Annotated in this window: 17 protein-coding genes; 6 read left to right on the top strand and 11 right to left on the bottom strand. The window is 53.1% G+C overall.

Annotated features, from left to right (window positions below; all coding sequences use genetic code 11):
- The first annotated feature begins 61 nt into the window (after positions 1-61).
- Entirely contained in the window at positions 62-1,708 is a 1,647-nt protein-coding gene (gene fumA, locus OK409_RS19780; protein ID WP_022624760.1) for a class I fumarate hydratase FumA, read from the top strand.
- Between the two features lie 154 nt (positions 1,709-1,862).
- Here the strand turns inward: fumA and OK409_RS19775 are convergent, their stop codons facing one another.
- The 5 genes from OK409_RS19775 to OK409_RS19755 all read right to left on the bottom strand — a co-directional run bounded on the left by OK409_RS19775 (position 1,863) and on the right by OK409_RS19755 (position 5,971).
- The gene (locus OK409_RS19775; RefSeq protein ID WP_223564379.1) at positions 1,863-2,294 is read right to left on the bottom strand and encodes a Shiga toxin A subunit; all 432 of its coding nucleotides are present in this window, start codon (positions 2,292-2,294) and stop codon (positions 1,863-1,865) included.
- Positions 2,291-2,659, bottom strand: a complete 369-nt coding sequence (locus tag OK409_RS19770) for a DUF2778 domain-containing protein (RefSeq protein ID WP_033768483.1) — start codon at positions 2,657-2,659, stop codon at positions 2,291-2,293. The genes OK409_RS19775 and OK409_RS19770 overlap by 4 nt, the downstream gene beginning before the upstream one ends.
- A gap of 10 nt (positions 2,660-2,669) precedes the next feature.
- The gene (tssD, locus tag OK409_RS19765; RefSeq protein ID WP_264367376.1) at positions 2,670-3,161 is read right to left on the bottom strand and encodes a type VI secretion system tube protein TssD; all 492 of its coding nucleotides are present in this window, start codon (positions 3,159-3,161) and stop codon (positions 2,670-2,672) included.
- A gap of 997 nt (positions 3,162-4,158) precedes the next feature.
- A complete protein-coding gene (locus OK409_RS19760) occupies positions 4,159-4,815 on the bottom strand; it encodes an SDR family oxidoreductase (RefSeq protein WP_033780189.1) in 657 nt (218 codons plus the stop codon).
- A gap of 88 nt (positions 4,816-4,903) precedes the next feature.
- Entirely contained in the window at positions 4,904-5,971 is a 1,068-nt protein-coding gene (locus OK409_RS19755; RefSeq protein WP_033780187.1) for an SDR family oxidoreductase, read from the bottom strand.
- 100 nt (positions 5,972-6,071) lie between these two features.
- Between OK409_RS19755 and OK409_RS19750 the strand changes: the two genes are divergently transcribed.
- The 4 genes from OK409_RS19750 to OK409_RS19735 all read left to right on the top strand — a co-directional run bounded on the left by OK409_RS19750 (position 6,072) and on the right by OK409_RS19735 (position 10,690).
- The gene (locus tag OK409_RS19750; RefSeq protein WP_010247278.1) at positions 6,072-6,974 is read left to right on the top strand and encodes a LysR family transcriptional regulator; all 903 of its coding nucleotides are present in this window, start codon (positions 6,072-6,074) and stop codon (positions 6,972-6,974) included.
- 321 nt (positions 6,975-7,295) lie between these two features.
- Positions 7,296-8,744 carry a sugar porter family MFS transporter gene (locus OK409_RS19745; RefSeq protein ID WP_022624758.1) on the top strand — a complete coding sequence of 483 codons (1,449 nt, stop codon included), beginning with the start codon at positions 7,296-7,298 and terminating at the stop codon, positions 8,742-8,744.
- Positions 8,745-8,842: 98 nt separating this feature from the next.
- Positions 8,843-9,670 (top strand): TIM barrel protein, encoded by an 828-nt coding sequence (locus tag OK409_RS19740; RefSeq protein ID WP_319633922.1) that lies wholly within the window; start codon positions 8,843-8,845, stop codon positions 9,668-9,670.
- 9 nt (positions 9,671-9,679) lie between these two features.
- Positions 9,680-10,690 (top strand): Gfo/Idh/MocA family protein, encoded by a 1,011-nt coding sequence (locus OK409_RS19735; RefSeq protein WP_031592426.1) that lies wholly within the window; start codon positions 9,680-9,682, stop codon positions 10,688-10,690.
- Between the two features lie 147 nt (positions 10,691-10,837).
- On the opposite strand, the gene OK409_RS19730 is transcribed toward OK409_RS19735, so the two are convergent.
- From OK409_RS19730 to OK409_RS19715, 4 genes are all read right to left on the bottom strand, one after another.
- Entirely contained in the window at positions 10,838-11,311 is a 474-nt protein-coding gene (locus OK409_RS19730) for an OmpA family protein (protein ID WP_033786942.1), read from the bottom strand.
- A 2-nt stretch (positions 11,312-11,313) separates the two neighbouring features.
- Positions 11,314-12,522 (bottom strand): diguanylate cyclase domain-containing protein, encoded by a 1,209-nt coding sequence (locus OK409_RS19725; RefSeq protein WP_010670302.1) that lies wholly within the window; start codon positions 12,520-12,522, stop codon positions 11,314-11,316.
- 1 nt (position 12,523) lies between these two features.
- Complete coding sequence (locus OK409_RS19720; protein WP_010670301.1) at positions 12,524-13,084, bottom strand: YfiR family protein; 561 nt, start codon at positions 13,082-13,084, stop codon at positions 12,524-12,526.
- A 147-nt stretch (positions 13,085-13,231) separates the two neighbouring features.
- Positions 13,232-14,137: a LysR family transcriptional regulator gene (locus OK409_RS19715; RefSeq protein WP_264367375.1), complete on the bottom strand. Its 906-nt coding sequence runs from the start codon at positions 14,135-14,137 to the stop codon at positions 13,232-13,234.
- A gap of 384 nt (positions 14,138-14,521) precedes the next feature.
- On the opposite strand from OK409_RS19715, the gene OK409_RS19710 reads away from it, so the two are divergent.
- Positions 14,522-14,815 (top strand): DUF1330 domain-containing protein, encoded by a 294-nt coding sequence (locus tag OK409_RS19710; RefSeq protein WP_010670299.1) that lies wholly within the window; start codon positions 14,522-14,524, stop codon positions 14,813-14,815.
- A 251-nt stretch (positions 14,816-15,066) separates the two neighbouring features.
- Here OK409_RS19710 and OK409_RS19705 read toward each other — a convergent pair whose 3' ends face one another.
- Together OK409_RS19705 and hprR are read right to left on the bottom strand one after the other, a co-directional pair.
- Entirely contained in the window at positions 15,067-16,425 is a 1,359-nt protein-coding gene (locus OK409_RS19705; RefSeq protein ID WP_182500447.1) for a heavy metal sensor histidine kinase, read from the bottom strand.
- Positions 16,418-17,098, bottom strand: a complete 681-nt coding sequence (gene hprR / locus OK409_RS19700; RefSeq protein ID WP_022624753.1) for a response regulator transcription factor HprR — start codon at positions 17,096-17,098, stop codon at positions 16,418-16,420. Before hprR ends, OK409_RS19705 begins: the two co-directional genes overlap by 8 nt.
- Positions 17,099-17,222 lie beyond the last annotated feature (124 nt).

Here is a 17,222-nt window from a genome sequence, read left to right as displayed (position 1 = left end):
CTATGATGTTGCACCCCGCAGCCTGTCCGCGGAGGTTCAGCCGGTCATTAAGTGAGAAAAAATGTCGAACAAGCCTTTTGTCTATCAGAACCCTTTCCCGCTGTCCCACGAAGATACCGAATACTATCTGCTGAGTCGTGAGCATGTCTCCGTCTCCGAGTTTGAGGGTCAGGAGATCCTTAAAGTCGATCCACAGGCACTGACGTTACTGAGCCAGCAGGCGTTCCACGACGCCTCTTTTATGCTGCGTCCGGCCCACCAGCAGCAGGTCGCCTCCATCCTTGATGACCCGGAAGCCAGCGACAATGATAAATATGTCGCCCTGCAGTTTTTAAGAAACTCTGAAATTGCCGCCAAAGGCGTGCTGCCAACCTGTCAGGATACCGGCACCGCGATCATCATGGGCAAAAAGGGCCAGCGCGTCTGGACCGGCGGCGGTGATGAAGCTGCGCTGTCACAGGGTATCTACAACACTTATATCGAAGATAACCTGCGCTATTCGCAGAATGCCGCCCTGGATATGTATAAAGAGGTGAATACCGGCACTAACCTGCCAGCGCAGATCGACCTCTACAGCGTGGATGGCGATGAGTACAAGTTCCTCTGTATCGCCAAAGGTGGCGGTTCCGCCAATAAAACCTATCTCTATCAGGAAACTAAAGCGCTGCTGAGCCCGGGCAAGCTGAAAAATTACCTGGTGGATAAGATGCGTACCCTCGGCACCGCAGCCTGTCCGCCCTACCATATTGCGTTTGTCATCGGCGGCACCTCGGCAGAAAGCACACTGAAAACCGTGAAGCTCGCCTCAACTCACTATTACGACGGGCTGCCCACTGAAGGCAACGAGCACGGTCAGGCGTTCCGCGACGTTCAGCTGGAGCAGGAACTGCTGGAAGCGGCGCAGCAGCTCGGTCTGGGTGCGCAGTTTGGCGGCAAATATTTTGCACACGATATCCGCGTGGTGCGTCTTCCACGTCACGGCGCCTCCTGCCCGATCGGCATGGGCGTCTCCTGCTCGGCTGACCGTAACATCAAAGCGAAGATTAACCGTGAAGGTATCTGGATTGAGAAACTGGAAGCCAACCCAGGCCGCCTGATCCCGGAAGCACTGCGTCAGCAGGGCGAAGGTGAAGCGTTGCAGGTTGATCTCAACCGCCCAATGGAAGAGATTCTGGCGCAACTGTCCGCTTATCCGGTTTCAACCCGCCTGTCACTGACCGGCACTATTATCGTGGCGCGCGATATTGCACATGCAAAACTCAAAGAGCGCATCGATAACGGCGAAGGATTACCGCAGTACATCAAAGATCATCCGGTCTATTACGCTGGCCCGGCGAAGACGCCTGAAGGTTATGCTTCTGGTTCACTCGGCCCGACCACTGCCGGTCGTATGGATTCTTACGTGGATCTGCTGCAGGCGCACGGCGGAAGTAAGATCATGCTGGCCAAGGGCAATCGCAGCCAGCAGGTGACGGATGCCTGTCATAAACATGGCGGCTTTTATCTCGGCAGCATTGGTGGACCGGCAGCGGTGCTGGCGCAGCAGAGCATTAAAAGTCTGGAATGCGTGGAGTATCCCGAGCTGGGAATGGAAGCGATCTGGAAAATCGAGGTGGAGAACTTCCCTGCCTTTATCCTGGTCGATGACAAAGGTAACGACTTCTTCCAGCACATTGAGCGCGCGCACTGCGCGAAATGCGTTAAGTAACGAAAAAGACCTTTAATCGAACAGCCTCCGAAAGGCAGGACGCAGGAGATTTTAAAAATTTCCCCGGCTAATCAATTTCAGGTTGGCCGGGGAACCCAACATAAATTCGCAACTCTTTTATCTGACAACTTTTCCCGGGATAGCTAACCCCCCTTCAGAACTCACGGGAAAGTGTCAAATATCCGTTGAATCGGACAGAGCACTCATCGTTATTTAGTATACTGGAGACAATATATACATTTTTTGCGCCTTTCACGTTGGTATAGGTGTATTTAACCGTCAGGTTCATTGCGCCGTTATTGTGGTAAATATCGAAGTAATCTTTGAGCAAGAGACCTTTACCTGTTTTAGCGTCTTTCTGCGCAAACTGATGCGCTAACGCATCGGAAACGAGGGAAAGATTTAGCACTTCAACTGTTGTTTTATCTCGCTCAATCCCCTTAACACCTTCTTTGGTTATAGCAGATAAGAGCATCTCCTCGGCATAATGACCCCGAGCGGCGCATTCACTGCCAGGTGTATCTGCTGTGTAACCAGCGAACGGTAACAGGGCCAGGGCCAGACTCAGCACATAATGATTAATCACCGCACCACCTCCAGAATTGCGCCGTAATCTTTACTAACCAGTAAGCGTGTTGATGGTCCCATAATTATGCAGCCAGCAGAGGCAAAACCTCTGATACCGTGGCGTTTGTCTCCGTGCATCCTGAATGTACCCATATCACGATCATAAGCGTTGACGCTGAGCGGAACCAGGGTAATTGTGAGCGGGCCTTTGCTGGTTCCGGCACTGCCGATTCTCCAGGTTCCTCGCGGGATTGGACCCATACCACGAACCTGCTCGCGGTCAGGATTATTTTTGTTTGTAAGAATACCAGAGTAGCCTGTTTCAATTAACTTGCCATCGCGATATAACTCACCCGTACTTTGTTTATAAATCCATTTAGCCATTGTGATTTCCTTATGCTGTTTTCTGCTCTTCCAGGCTATCGGTGTGTTTAATATTGCCGTCTGTATAATGCCAGTCTATTAGTTCATAACGCAGCCCGACATGCTCTACGTGACCGTGCCTTTCAAAATCCGGGTCTTTGGTATCGAACATAACCGTCACGACGTGACAAACCTTCACACACTCGAGTTTCGTTACGAAATACTCCTCTTCCTGACCGTTGTAATTGATGCGGTAGAAGCTGAACACTGCTTTTGCTAGCGTTTCCCCTGTTGTTAGCGCTTTATACAATTGCGGCGATGCGCTATCAATAGTTTTTTCAAAAGTATAAGCCTCATGTTGCCGCGCGCCTGTCACTGCACCTGTTGTGTCGTCCGTTGGAATAAATAAATTATGCTGCATCCCAGTTACCTCAATGCTTCCTTCGCGTTCAGTGACATCGACAGAGCCTTTTATTAACTTCCCTTCTTCATCGTAAAGCCACAGATATACTGGTATAGCCATTTAACACACTCCTTTGTCATATGAAGAGTGATAGTATCCTCCGCCTGCACTCCCATTATGAAATGCTGAATGATATTTAATTAATGGCAATCAATAAAAACGCATATATTTCTCCCTTTTCGGTCTGCTCACGCATCCTATCTTTGCCCTCAGGACACCCTCTTTTACTGTAATCTGAACTTAACCGGGCTGAAGCTATTGAGACGCAGGCTGATGCGTTCAGAGTTATAGTGGGGATCCCAGTGTCTATGACCTTTCTCTGCACAACTAATTCTATCTGACTCCTCCAGAATGAAGTCCTGGGATTGAAGCGTGACGAAAAATCTTTCAGCTATTGCGTTATTAAAGCAGTTTCACTTACCCGAAGGACTCTGCACCACATCTGCTGCCCGAAGCTTTTAATGATAATTTGTGATCTGGATTTGCAACCGCAGATTGATATGAAGCACGGGTGAATCAGCCGCTGATAGCCGCGTAAACGCCTTGACTGACATTTATTAACTCGCGCCGTGACGGGATTTTCTGAACGACATTCGGACATGACTTCAGTACTGAAGGGGTAAATTATCGGAGAGAGTTAACGCTTTTCGCCGCAAACATAAAATACAGCTACCTCATTGCCCTCTTTTGATTAACGCTGCCACCGGTGCAGTCACGCTGTAAAATACTTACGACCGGCCATTTTCATGAGCGATATTTTCAGACGGGATAACTACATGGCGTATCATCGGCGTTCAGCCTTCAATTTGGTATTTGGCTGTTTTTCAGATAAATAATTGATTAGTAACGGCGTGGGATTAACAGGCTAATAATGAGCAGAGATTCGGCGACCAACAACCTTGCGCCAACGCCATAACAGGCAGCAGTTTCACGGTAGCCACCCCTCTTATTCCGGGTAATGTCTGACTACCGTAAACTGTAATTCAGGAAAAGAGCCTGAACTCTTCCCTGAACTGCATCTGAATAAGTTGAGTTTCCAACTTTTTGAGGCAGTTTTTTAGCCCCGCAGCAATCGCTGCAACGCCACATCAATCTGCACATCTCCTTTGGTGAGTTCGATGATCTGATACTTAATCGCCGGATTTTCAATCAGGCCGACCAGTGTCGCCGCCACATCTTCGCGCGGGATCTCACCATACGGTATCGCCAGATCGGCATGAACCCGACCGGTGCCGGCTTCATCGGTCAGCGTACCCGGTCGCAGGATCACCCACTCCAGCTTACTCGCCACCAGTTCCGCATCCGCCAGACGTTTCACTCGCATGTAATTCTCAAATCCCTCTGAGGGAGTTTTACCGCGGCCCGCATCCGGGAAAGCGGAAACCAGCATAAAGCGTGATACTCCCGCCTGCTCTGCTGCGGCAACCGCCAGCTTCAGCCCTTCTCCGTCGATGGCATTGGTCAGCTCGATCCCGGCACCGCCCGCACCCGCCGTGAAGACAGCCACATCGTGACCGGTCATCAGATCTGCCAGTGCCGTCACGCTCAGTTGCTGAATATCGCCAGCCACCGGTTTAGCACCGGCGGCCTGCAGCGTCTCCGCCTGCTCCGGTTTGCGGTGCAGCGCCGTCACTGTATGGCCTTTACTGCTCAGCTGACGAGCCAGCTTTTGGCCCACTTTGCCCGCTGCGCCGATAATGAAACATGTCGCCATAGGATCCAATCCTCCATTTACTGATTGAGTGCCAGAGTATAGCTATCAGTCAGAAACAGAACAGGCGCCTGATGCGGCGCCTGCTGGGTTATTGCGGGATCACTTTTTCCGCTTTCAGCTTATCAAACAGCTGAATAAAGGAGTCGAGCGTGCTGCGATAGCCGGTGAAGCCCGCTTTGCGGCTCTTACTCATATCGGTAAAGGCTTCCATCGGACGCCCCAGGTCGGCATCGGTATGCCACCAGGAAGCCAGTCTGGTGACATCCGATTCACGTAACTGATGCTGCTCTGCAATCGCCTGCCACGCACTGGCGGCTTCCTGCATGCGATCTTCCAGCGGCATCATCTGCGCCGGGTATTCCGCTGCTTCAATGCCGAAATAGTCAGCCAGTTTTGGCCACATCCAGTTCCAGCGGAACACATCGCCGTTTACCGCATTGAAATCCTGATTAGCGGCATTGGGTGAGGTCGCTGCCCAGTGCAGTTGCTCAGCCAGCAAACCTGCATCGGTCATATCAGCCACACCGTTCCACTGCTCGGGTGAGCCAGGGAAGATAAACGGCCAGCCCTTCTCTTTACACAGCGTCGCGTAGACCGCCAGCGTCTGACCCATATTCATCGCATTGCCCACGGCATAACCGATGATGGTGTGCGGGCGATGCACGCTCCAGCGGTAGTCATATTTCTCTGCGCCAGCAAACACTTCATCTTCCTGCGCGTAATAGAAGTTATCGACCGGCTGACGGCCCTGCTCTTCACGGAACGGCGTGACTGGCACAGCGCCTTTACCGTATGCTTCAAACGGACCCAGGTAGTGCTTCAGCCCGGTCACCAGCGCCACGTGCGAACCCTGTAAGCGGTCGCCCAGTGCTTCAATCACATTCCGCACCATGCCGCCGTTAACGCGGATGTTCTCTTTTTCATTTTCCTGACGCGCCCAGACGCTAAAGAACAGCGCATCTGGTTTCACTGTTTTCAGCGCGTCCCGGACGGCATCCGCATCGGTCAGATCGGCCGTCAGGCTGATAACACCTTCAGGTACCGCGCCACGTCCGCGTGACAGACCGCTGACCTGCCAGCCTTCCTGCTGTAATTTATCTGCCAGTGCGCGACCAATAACGCCACTGATGCCCACAATCAAAGCGTGCTTTTTCATTTGATTTCTCCTCGTTTTGCGTAATGCTAAGCCTAATAGAGAATTCAGTTCTTATCTCTGGCATTTATTCACAGCATTCTCAACCTGAGTTCATTAATCGATGCACGATCATCGCCTCAAAGATATTCTGCCGTTTGTTGCCAGCGTAGAGTGTGGCAGTTTTACCGCCGCTGCGGAGCGTCTGCACGTGACCGGATCGGCGATCAGTAAAAGCGTCAGCCGCCTGGAGACACGATTAGGCTCGCGACTGCTGGAGCGCACCACACGGAGCCTGCACCTCACCGACGCGGGCAGCGCCTATTACCAGACCTGCCTGCGCATTCTGGAGGATCTGGCCGAAGCCGAAGCGGTGCTGGCGGCACAGCGAACGATTCCTTCCGGTCGCCTGCGCCTGGCGGTGCCCACCACCTATGGCCGCCTCAATGTGATGCCGCTGCTGATGCCCTTTTGTCAGCAACACCCGGAACTGGCTCTGAGCCTGAGTTTCTCTGACCGCTTTGTTGACCTGTTTGAAGAGGGCGTGGATGTGGCGGTACGGATCGGCGGCGCGCCCGACCTGCCTGCTTCGCTGGGCTGGCGTAATATGGGCCGCGAGCAGATGCAGTTCTGTGCCTCACCCGCTTATCTGGCACGTGAAGGACGACCTGAAGATGAGGCGGCGCTGCTGAACCACCGCGCCATCCTTTATGAGCGTGTAGATGGCAGCACCAAACCCTGGCTGTTCACCACCGAAGATGGTCAGCCGCACTGGCGCGAGGTGCCGTACCGGCTGGCACTGGGCGACGTTGATGCCCAGCTGCAGGCTGTCATCGCCGGGCTGGGTGTGGCACAAATGCCCTCGTGGCTGATTCAGCATGCCGTGAAACAGGGCGACCTGGAGATAATTTTGCCGCAGTTGCAGCCCGAGGGGCTGACGCTGAGCGTGGTGTGGCCACGCCGTAAACAGTTCCTGCCTAAGGTCGATGCGCTGTTATCGGCGCTCACCGCGCTGGAAATCCGCTAACCCGCCCTGCTATCTGTTTATCGCGGTTGGGATGTTTCATCCTGACCGCGATCATTTACTCTTTCTAAACGCTGATTTTCCCGTGTTCAGCCCTGCCTGAACCGCCGGTAACTTATCAACCTTCCCTATAACCCGCTTAAATTTAATGTTTTTATTTTCGCCTTGATGGAATCCCATCAAAATAAAAATGGCGGAAGGGTTGAGCTCACATAATGAAAACTAAGTTTCAAATATAATTTAACCCGAAATAAAAATATCAGTAGGGTGATGTCTTCTTCATGTTCTGACGTTTTGTCTTTGCCGTTATTACCAGGAGTATTCATGGAAAAAGAACTTTATATCTCGTCGAACCCGGCATCCGGTCCAAATAGCACCACCCGCACCGAGCCTTTTGTGAAGATTATTGCGCTGGTCGCCACCCTGGGTGGATTGCTGTTTGGCTATGACACCGGTGTGGTCTCAGGCGCGTTGCTGTTTATGCGCGGCGATTTGCATCTCACCCCATTTACTACCGGGCTGGTCACCAGCTCCCTGCTGTTTGGTGCAGCCTTCGGCGCGCTGGCAGCCGGTCATCTGGCGGATGGCCTCGGCAGACGACGCATTATCATTGCGCTGGCGCTTATCTTCGCTTTTGGCGCTGTCGGCTCGGCGCTGGCGCCTGATGTCACCTGGATGATCGCTTCTCGCCTGTTCCTGGGCTTTGCCGTGGGGGGGGCTGCCGCGACCGTGCCGGTCTACATCGCAGAAATCGCCCCCGCCAATAAACGTGGCCAGCTGGTCACCCTGCAGGAGCTGATGATCGTCAGCGGTCAGCTGCTGGCGTACATCTCCAACGCCACCTTTAACGATATCTGGGGCGGCGAAAATACCTGGCGCTGGATGCTGGCGCTGTCGATTGTCCCCGCTGTTCTGCTCTGGATCGGCATGATTTTTATGCCTGAAACCCCGCGCTGGCACGTAATGAAAGGCCGCAGTCAGGCAGCGCGTGAGGTACTGGAAAAAACCCGCGCCGCCGACGATGTCGAGTGGGAACTGGAAGAGATTGAGGAAACCATCGAAGAGAACCGTCAGCGTGGTAAAGGCCGCCTGCGCGATCTCGCCACACCCTGGCTGATGAAAATCTTCCTGCTGGGCGTGGGTATTGCCGCCATCCAGCAGCTGACCGGGGTGAATACCATTATGTATTACGCCCCCACCATGCTGACCGCCGCCGGACTGAGCAACGATGCCGCGCTGTTTGCCACCATCGCCAATGGCGTGATTTCAGTAGTGATGACGCTGGCGGGCATCTGGTTAATCGGCAAAGTGGGACGCCGTCCGCTGGTCTTAATCGGACAGATGGGCTGCACCTGCTGCTTGTTCTTTATCGGGCTGGTCTGCTGGCTGATGCCGGAATACCTCAACGGCACGGTCAACCTGCTGCGGGCTTATCTGGTGCTGGCGGGCATGCTGATGTTCCTCTGCTTCCAGCAGGGCGCATTGTCTCCTGTTACCTGGCTGCTGCTGTCGGAAATCTTCCCCGCCCGGATGCGTGGCATCTGTATGGGTGGCGCAGTCTTCTCGCTGTGGATCGCCAATTTCGCCATCTCCATGGCCTTCCCGCTGTTATTAGCCGCATTTGGTCTGGCCGGAGCCTTCTTTATATTCGCGGCTATCGGCATCGGCGGTTCTGTTTTTGTTGTGAAGTTTATTCCCGAGACCCGGGGAAGAAGTCTTGAGCAGGTCGAGCACTATTTCTATGCGCTTTATAACGGCAACGGCAAAAAATAGTGCCTGAAACGTCCGTATTGAATAACTCACGGCCCGCGTCATTACGCTGACTACCCGATTGCTATTAACACTGTACCCCTACATTCAAGGAAATTGTTATGAGCCTGAATATTCCCAACGCGCGCTTTTGCATCAACCGTAAAATTGCGCCCAGCCTCACCCTTCCGCAGTTTTTTAAACTGGTCAGCCAGCTCGGTATCCACAATGTCGAACTGCGTAATGATATGCCCAGTGGCCGCGTCACCGACGATCTCAGCGGCGACGAGGTAAAAGCCCTGGCGCGTGAGTCAGGCATCCGGATTGTGACCATCAATGCGCTTTATCCCTTTAATCAGCTGAATGAAGAGGTGCTGCAACGCACCCGCCAGCTGTTAAGTGATGCGCAGGCGGTCGGCGCTGAATCGCTGGTGCTCTGCCCGCTTAATGACGGCACGCCGATTAGCGCTGCAGACACCGTAAGCGCGCTGAAAACCCTGGCCCCGCTGTTCGCTGAGGCAGGTATTCAGGGGCTAGTGGAACCGCTGGGCTTTCCGCAAAGCTCGCTGCGTTCGGCGACTCAGGCTCAGACGCTGATCCATGAAGCGGGTGTGCCATTCAGATTGCTGATCGATACCTTCCATCATCATCTGTTTGAAGATGCGGAACAGACTTTCGAACAGGAGATCGATATTCAGCAGATCGGTCTGGTTCACCTCTCCGGCGTCACCGACCCGCGCCCGGTTAATCAGCTAACCGACGAAAAACGCATCATGCTCAGCGCGGACGACCGGTTGCGCAGCAAGCAGCAGGTCGAGCGACTGGAGAAGATGGGTTACACCGGCCTTTACGCCTTTGAGCCGTTCTCCTCAGTGATGAACAGCTGGCAGGACGCGGACATTGCCCGCGAAATTCGCGACAGCATCCAGCTGTTAAACCACTCAGCTTAAGGAATTATCATGACTATTAATATTGGCGTCATCGGCACCGGCGCAATCGGTCGCGAACACATCCGCCGTTGCAGCACCGTGTTACAGAATGCGCGCGTGGTGGCGCTTAACGATATCAACCGTGACAACTGCCAGCAAATCGTCAACGAACTGACGCCGGAAGCGCGTATTTATGACAATGCTATCGATCTGATTAACGATCCGCAGGTCAATGCCGTGCTGGTCACCTCCTGGGGCCCGACACATGAAGCCTTTGTGCTGGCCTGCATTGAGGCGGGTAAAGCGGTGTTCTGCGAAAAACCGCTGGCGGTCACCGCGCAGGGCTGCATGAACATTGTGGAAGCAGAAATTAAGGCAGGACGTCAGCTGGTGCAGGTCGGATTTATGCGCCCTTATGACAGCGGCTATCGTGCACTAAAAGCGGTGATCGACAGCGGCGAAATTGGCGAGCCTTTGATGCTGCACTGTGCGCACCGTAACCCGGAAGTGGGCGACAGCTACACCACCGACATGGCGATCACCGACACCCTGATCCACGAACTCGATGTGCTGCGCTGGCTGCTGGATGATGACTATGCCAGCGTGCAGGTGATCTTCCCGCGTAAAACCCGTAAGGCGTCGTCACATCTGCGCGATCCGCAAATCGTGCTGCTTGAGACCACCAAAGGGGCGCGCATTGATGTCGAAATCTTCGTGAACTGTGAATATGGTTACGACATTCAGTGTGAAGTGGTGGGTGAAAGCGGCATTGCTCGTCTGCCGGAGCCGGTCTCTGTGCAGCTACGCAGCGCGGCTAAGCTCTCCACCACCATTCTGACTGACTGGAAAAAGCGCTTTATCGATGCGTATGACGTGGAGTTACAGGCATTTATCAACAACGTCATCAGCGGTGAGATGACCGGTCCCTCAGCCTGGGATGGCTACGCCGCCGCGGTGGCCGCTGATGCCTGCGTCGCGGCCCAGACTTCCGGTGAAATTGTGCCGGTCAGTATGCCAGCAAGACCGGCTTTTTATCGCTGATAGCAACGCTGCACGGCGGGTTCCGCCGTGCATTTCCCCCTCCGTTTCATCTTTTCCAGCGGCTCTTCACGCATCATCGGTAACCGGATAAAGCCCCCAGGCAGGATATTGAGTCATACCGGCCTGAGCGTGCAGCACTACTCATTATCACGGCGCAGTAATCACAATTGCCACACGCCGATTTTGCGCGCGTCCCTGTGCACTATTGTTACTGGTAACCGGTGCACTCATGCCTAATCCACGTGTGATAATATTTTCGCGCGGTATAGCAGCCCCTTCCGCCCACTGTGACGCGACTGCGTTAGCTCTTTTTAGCGACAGCTGTTGGTTATAATCCGGTTTGCCGTAATTATCGGTGTGCCCGTCAATTCGCACATGCTTAATACCGGTCGACGCCAGGTTTTTTGCCATCCCCTGAATGTTACTTTTGCTGGAGGGTGTAAGTTCTGACTCGTTTACACCAAACAGGATCTTGTCTGATAAGCCTAATCCCCAGCCTTCCATATTTTGAGTGAATCCCGCACGCTTCATCGCTGCGATCTGCGCCTCAGTAAAACGTTCTTTAGACTGACAACCGACCAGCGCCAAAATAAGCAGCATCAGGGAAATATTTTTTTTCATCTTTAAGCCTTATTTGTTCGCTTATTTTTGTACATATTCATGTCAGCGCGTTCGAGAATAGACTCAACCGTATCGCCGTGTTGTGACCAGGCGTAGCCAATGGTAACCGAGGTATTTATCGGCGTACCTTCTGCAAGGATGATTTTTTCCATGATGAGGTCATGGATGTCCTGCATGAGTTGCTGTAATTGCTCCTCACTGACCTGACTGCTCACCAGCATGGCAAATTCATCCCCACCTAACCGGGCGACTAGATCCTGTTCAGATGCCAGTGATAACAGCCGTGCTGCTATCGCTTTTAATACCTCATCCCCGGCGGCATGGCCCCAGTTATCGTTGATGCTTTTAAAGCGATCGCCATCAAGAAAGAGTAAGGCAAAACGCTCCTCAGCATATTGCTGGTCGAGAAGCCGCGAAAGGTGAGCAGCAAACGCGCTGCGGTTTGCAAGACCGGTTAACGGGTCCTCCAGCGCTTTGGCTGCCAGCGAGCGATTATCACGCATAAGCGAAGCCTTCAGCGATTGCATTTCCCTCAGCAACGAATTCAGATCATCTGAAAATAGCTGAAACTCACTCGTCGTGCTCTCCGGTATACGCAAGGAAAAATCACCGGAATGAATCACATAGTGAATCGAACTGGTAATGTTGCGCAGTGTAGCGAGCATACCCCGATGCAGAAATTCACTCAGCAAAAGGGAGATAATCAGGACACATAGCATACCGCTGGTCAGAATCATGAAGGAGTATCGAATGAAACTCACCGCGCCGGTCACGGTGCCTTCCAGCGTTAATGTACCGACAGCAACGTCAGAGTGAATGATACTAACGTTAAGCGGTTTAAGATAAATCCATTCACGTAATAACCGCGAATACCAGCCCGTCTGCTCCTGCTGAGCATGCCAGTTGACCAGAACAATTTGATCTTTAGTGACCAGTTTCGCAGACGCGTACATCCCTTCATTGCCGAGCCGTGCAATTTTATTGTGCGCATCGTAACTGTCGGAAAAAACGGTCGCAGCGGTTAGCGTGGTGCTGAGGGTTGCGCCGATTAATTCAAGGTTTCGCTTCTCGTAATTTTTAATAAATAGCAGCGACGTCGAGGAGAGCAACAGCCAGCACAACAGTAATATCACCGCAGCGTTGATGGTGCTTATTTTTCGCAGTTTGTTGCGTATCGATGATTTGTCATTTCTTAATTTATCGAATTTCATTTTATTCGCTTCTCTCGCGGGACAGCAAAAGCACGTCCGGACTCACCCTGACACCGCTTCTGGCAAGCGAATCAAGGTTAACGGAAAAAAGCGTGTGGCCCGGATGAAAAATCAGGCAAAACGCGGCGCCCCGCGTGCAATCCGCATTGTTCTCCGCGAGGGTAAGGACGGCTCTGCCCTTAAACTGCTGAATCAGGTCCACCTGCTGTTGTGACGTCTGATCGCCGAAATAGACGGCGTCGCATCTGTGCGACGGCAGGTCGCCTGCGCTGGCAAGATAAACAACGGTGAATGTGGCTGCCGCAGAGGAGGCATTGTCCGGCAAGGAGAGATGCCGGGCTGAAGAAAAAATACATAATTGAGGCGGTTGTTTTAAGCCCGTCCACTGGGTGAAGCTGATAATACCACTGACGATATCATTGGCTTTGCCATCTTTTATTTCGGCACTGGCAATATGAGGAATAAGCAGCAGCAAAATAAGTCCCGTATAAACGAGTTTGCAGATGTGGCGTATGAAAAGCAGCACATCGACGTCATGATGAATTTGATATTTATCGATCATACTGCGTTCCCAAAAATTCTACGCATGGCAGGACGCCTTAATAAGCGCGGAAATATTAGCATAGCGGTGATTAAATTTGTACTTCTGGTTTGGTTTGCCACCTACCCTGTTGTTGTACTTTTATCTGGCGTAAGAATCACTGTGCTATCAGTCAAAATAAGGTTTTAAAATTTCTTCGGTCCAGTGCATAAAGGCTCTGACACGCCGCGACAGATTTCGTCGGTGCGCGACAACAAAAGAGGCACTGAGCGGCTCAGGACACAGATCGGTAAGGACTTCAACCAGCGCACCGCGCTCAATATAGGGCGCCAGCGTGGAGTAACCGCCCTGAATCAAGCCCAGCCCGGCCAGTCCCGCCTCATGATAGGCCGGTACGCTGTTGACCCTTATGGCGCCGGGTAACATCAGCAATTGATAGCCATCATCCGCCGGATACTCCCAGCCATCTGGCTTCGAACCAAAGCTCCGCTGGTAATGAACCATCTGGTGTCCCTGACTGAGAAGGTCATCAATCGTCTGCGGTATCCCAAAGCGCGCCAGATAGCCCGGACTGGCTGCATTGATCATGCGCAGCTGCCCCAGCGGGCGAGCAATAAGCGTGTCATCAACGATTGGCCCCAGACGGATAACACAATCAAACCCTTCATGAACTAAATCAACGCGCCGATCCGTACTTGAAAGCTCGATCTCCAGTTCAGGGTGTGCCTCCAGCAACTGAGGCAGCGCGGGGATCACCACGCATTGTGCCAGCACGGCAGGCATATCAACGCGTATCCTGCCCCGCAGTGACATCCCCTCGTGAGAGAACATGGACTGTAATTCTTCGGCTTCCGATAACAGATCGCGGGCGCGTGAGTAAAAAGCCCGTCCATCTTCCGTTAACTGCACTGTTCGCGTGGTGCGATGCAGAAGCGTCGCGCCTGTCTCCCTTTCGAGTTCGCGCACCACTAGTGAGGCGCGTCCTTTCTGAATACCCAGGCTTTCAGCTGCCTGAGTAAAACTCTTCATTTCCGCCACGCGTGCAAAAATAATCAGCGCCTCAAGGTTTTTCATTCATTGTTCCCCTTCAGAGTAACAGTGCGTTATTTCTTACGTTATTTATCACCATATTAATGGGTAATAGACTGCTTTCACACCGCGGATATTACAGAACGCGATCTGAACGTTATGAAGGTGAACCGTCTTTCTGAAAGGCTCAACGCCGTTGCGAACTGCCATGCAGATTTGTGTACATAAGCACTGTCTCAGAACACTGCCGGTTCCGCGACAAACATGGCTCAGAGTACCGGGAAGCACTCAGTGAAAAGGTTGTTACTCACCACTCAGTCCGTTGACCCGAAGGAAGATTTGAAAACTTAACCCCTATTCCGGATTCGGTGCACGCCAGTCGCGCTGCCTTACGCTGGATTTTACCCCCTGTCAGGAAGGAAAAGAGAAATGAACAAAGGTTATTTAATCGCTCACGTGACCGTATCGGACCCTGTCGCATACGCTGACTATGCCAGAGCTGCAGGCGAAGCCATGCAGGCGTTTAATCCGAAGATCGTTGCCTGGTCAGGGCAGTATGAAAATCTGGAGGGAGAGGCGCATGAACGGCATGTGGTATTTGAGTTCGAATCTTTTGCCGAAGCCAAAGGTTTTTATGAAAGCCCTGCGTATCAGGCTGCCAGGCTGTTGCGTGCAGGGGCTGCGCACGGGACGTTTGTGCTGGTTGAAGGGGCCAGCCTTTAAACACTTCACCGTCATGTGCCGATGCAGACTCCAGCGAACCTGGGGCCCGCAGGATGTCACCAGTATGCAAAGTGGTGCCTGAATTAACCGGAGAACGCGGCGTTTAATGTTCTGTGAATTGACGCTATGCCGGTTAGGTAGCGTGTAACAGGCAAGGGGGTGGCGGTGTCTGACTTAATGACTTCCGCAGATCGCTTCCATCCCCCTCTGCTTTCATTAAAGCAGCACCGATTAGGTTTTCGTACAGGCGCTCACTTTCGGGGCAGGCGCAAGCCAAAGATAGTGCGCCCGTTCTTATGCCGGTAGTAAGCACTTCCGCCATGTAAAGCGGCGATTGCGCGTACCAGCGACAGTCCCAGCCCGCTTCCGGCCGTATGACGGACGTTATCGCCCCGCCAGAAGCGTTCAAATAATTTTTCAGGCTCCTCCAGCGCTTCGCCCGCGTTCAACACCTCAATCTCAACGTAGTCAGCGTGATGACAGGTACTGACCTGAATCATGCCTTTCTCTGGCGAATAACGAATGGCGTTGATCAACAGATTACTCATCGCACGCTGGAACAGCATTTTATCCGCGGTGAGGCTGCCTTCGGCGATCAGCTCAATGACTTTATCCTGCTCTTCCGCAACCGGTTCAAGAAAGTCGATCAGCGCTTCCAGCGCGTCCTGCAGCAGGAAGTCCTGTTTATTGAGTCTGATATTGTGGTGCGTGGCGCGAGCCAGAAAGAGAATGTTTTCAGTGAGACGCGACAGACTCTCAAGCTCTTCAATGTTGCCTTCGAGCAGCGTCTGATATTCAGCGGCTGAGCGTTCATGACCCAGCGCGACCTGATTCTGGCCCAGTAACACATTAATGGGCGTGCGGATTTCGTGCGCCAGATCGTCAGCAAACTGAGTCAGACGGTTAAAGTCCGTGGATAAGCGCTGACGCATAGCGTTAAGCGCATTGCCAATCGGTAGCAGCTCCTGCGGGATAGCCTGTAGCGGCACGGGCTGATTTAACCGGTCACTGGCCGTTTCTGCCACGATCTTACTTAACCGGCCGATCGCCCTTAGCCCTCTGCGAATCAACAGCGGACTGACTGCGGCGCACAGCAAAATGGCCGCAAGTGAAACCAGAATACTTTGCTGGCGATAACGCTCAAGCATCAATGCTCGCTCCCGCGCGACCCGGGCAAGCGTAATAGTTACCGGCCCGAGCGAGGAGTTTGCCTGCAGGCTTAACGCCGACGCTTCCGTCTTATCCGCATTGATCCAGCGGTGCAGCTGTTTCTCACTGGGTGGCGTACTGACCGGCGTGGACGAGATCGCGGGCAACGTTATCCCGGTATGATTAATACTGACGTTTTGCTCATGCTGCGAGCGGATGCTGAGAATGTCCTGATGGATATCGACCATCCGATTGAAGTAGAGCGGCAGCGAGCTGGGATGGGCACCATCTTCAAGCAGTTGTCTTAACTGCGCCGCCCGATTAATCAGCGTTTGATCGTCCCGCCAGACCAGTTCACTGCGTAACGCTTTATACAGAATCAGGCTGATGCCGCCACAGGCCATCGCCATGATCAGCGTAAAAATTGCCGTCAGCCGCAGCGTCAGAGAAGGGCTAGTCACCCTCGCCTCCTTTTTCTGACAGGCAATATCCCATGCCCCTTACCGTAGTGATGAGCTTTTTAGGAAAGGGGTCGTCGACTTTACGGCGCAGGCGGCGGATAGCAACATCGACGATATTGGTTTCACTGTCGAAATTAACGCCCCATATTTCGCTGGCCAGCAGCGTCCGCGGCAGAATCTCACCGTGACGGCTGGCGAGCAGCCATAACAGCATGAACTCTTTGCGCGTCAGTGCAAGAGTGACACCGTCACGCAGAACCTGAAAGCGCGCTGAGTCCAGCACCAGATCGCCCACCCGTAGTACGCTACTGTGCGGCTGCTGCTGCCGGAGCTGATTTCTTACCCGAGCCAGCAACTCCGCAAAAGAGAACGGCTTAACCAGGTAATCATTGGCCCCCAGTTCCAGCCCTTTCACCCGATCATCCACCGAGTCTCTGGCGGTCAGGCAAATCACCGGAATCTGACTGGCGGTACGCAGGGTTTTCAGCACCTGCCACCCATCCATCCCCGGCAGCATAATATCCAGTATCACCAGGCTGTAGGGATGTGACAGCCCCAGATGCAGGCCATCCCGGCCGTCTGCGGCGTAATCCACGATATAGCCCGCTTCTTCCAGCCCCTTACGCACCCAGGCGCTCGCCTTCTGGTTATCTTCAATCAGTAATAGTTTCATCGGCGCAGTTTGCCATGAAATTTATAACCGCCACAGTGTTTCAGCGCCAGATGACAATATGGTCATCTTTCTGACAGACAGAACGAACAACCGTACAGGTATAACAGCGGGGTGATTAACACCG

Origin of the sequence: Pantoea sp. RG18, assembly GCF_025910075.1 — a bacterium.
Taxonomy (GTDB): Bacteria; Pseudomonadota; Gammaproteobacteria; order Enterobacterales; family Enterobacteriaceae; genus Pantoea; species Pantoea agglomerans.
Note: the sequence above shows the minus strand (reverse complement) of the source record. Positions and strands in the feature narration are given on the sequence as shown.

Coding starts and splice junctions, on each gene's coding strand:
- OK409_RS19745 (WP_022624758.1), top strand. CDS start 7,296: ATGGAAAAAGAACTTTATATCTCGTCGAACCCGGCATCCGGTCCAAAT.
- OK409_RS19715 (WP_264367375.1), bottom strand. CDS start 14,137: ATGAAAAACCTTGAGGCGCTGATTATTTTTGCACGCGTGGCGGAAATG.
- fumA (WP_022624760.1), top strand. CDS start 62: ATGTCGAACAAGCCTTTTGTCTATCAGAACCCTTTCCCGCTGTCCCAC.
- OK409_RS19760 (WP_033780189.1), bottom strand. CDS start 4,815: ATGGCGACATGTTTCATTATCGGCGCAGCGGGCAAAGTGGGCCAAAAG.
- tssD (WP_264367376.1), bottom strand. CDS start 3,161: ATGGCTATACCAGTATATCTGTGGCTTTACGATGAAGAAGGGAAGTTA.
- OK409_RS19710 (WP_010670299.1), top strand. CDS start 14,522: ATGAACAAAGGTTATTTAATCGCTCACGTGACCGTATCGGACCCTGTC.
- OK409_RS19750 (WP_010247278.1), top strand. CDS start 6,072: ATGCACGATCATCGCCTCAAAGATATTCTGCCGTTTGTTGCCAGCGTA.
- OK409_RS19735 (WP_031592426.1), top strand. CDS start 9,680: ATGACTATTAATATTGGCGTCATCGGCACCGGCGCAATCGGTCGCGAA.
- OK409_RS19720 (WP_010670301.1), bottom strand. CDS start 13,084: ATGATCGATAAATATCAAATTCATCATGACGTCGATGTGCTGCTTTTC.
- OK409_RS19730 (WP_033786942.1), bottom strand. CDS start 11,311: ATGAAAAAAAATATTTCCCTGATGCTGCTTATTTTGGCGCTGGTCGGT.
- OK409_RS19740 (WP_319633922.1), top strand. CDS start 8,843: ATGAGCCTGAATATTCCCAACGCGCGCTTTTGCATCAACCGTAAAATT.
- OK409_RS19755 (WP_033780187.1), bottom strand. CDS start 5,971: ATGAAAAAGCACGCTTTGATTGTGGGCATCAGTGGCGTTATTGGTCGC.
- hprR (WP_022624753.1), bottom strand. CDS start 17,098: ATGAAACTATTACTGATTGAAGATAACCAGAAGGCGAGCGCCTGGGTG.
- OK409_RS19725 (WP_010670302.1), bottom strand. CDS start 12,522: ATGAAATTCGATAAATTAAGAAATGACAAATCATCGATACGCAACAAA.
- OK409_RS19770 (WP_033768483.1), bottom strand. CDS start 2,659: ATGGCTAAATGGATTTATAAACAAAGTACGGGTGAGTTATATCGCGAT.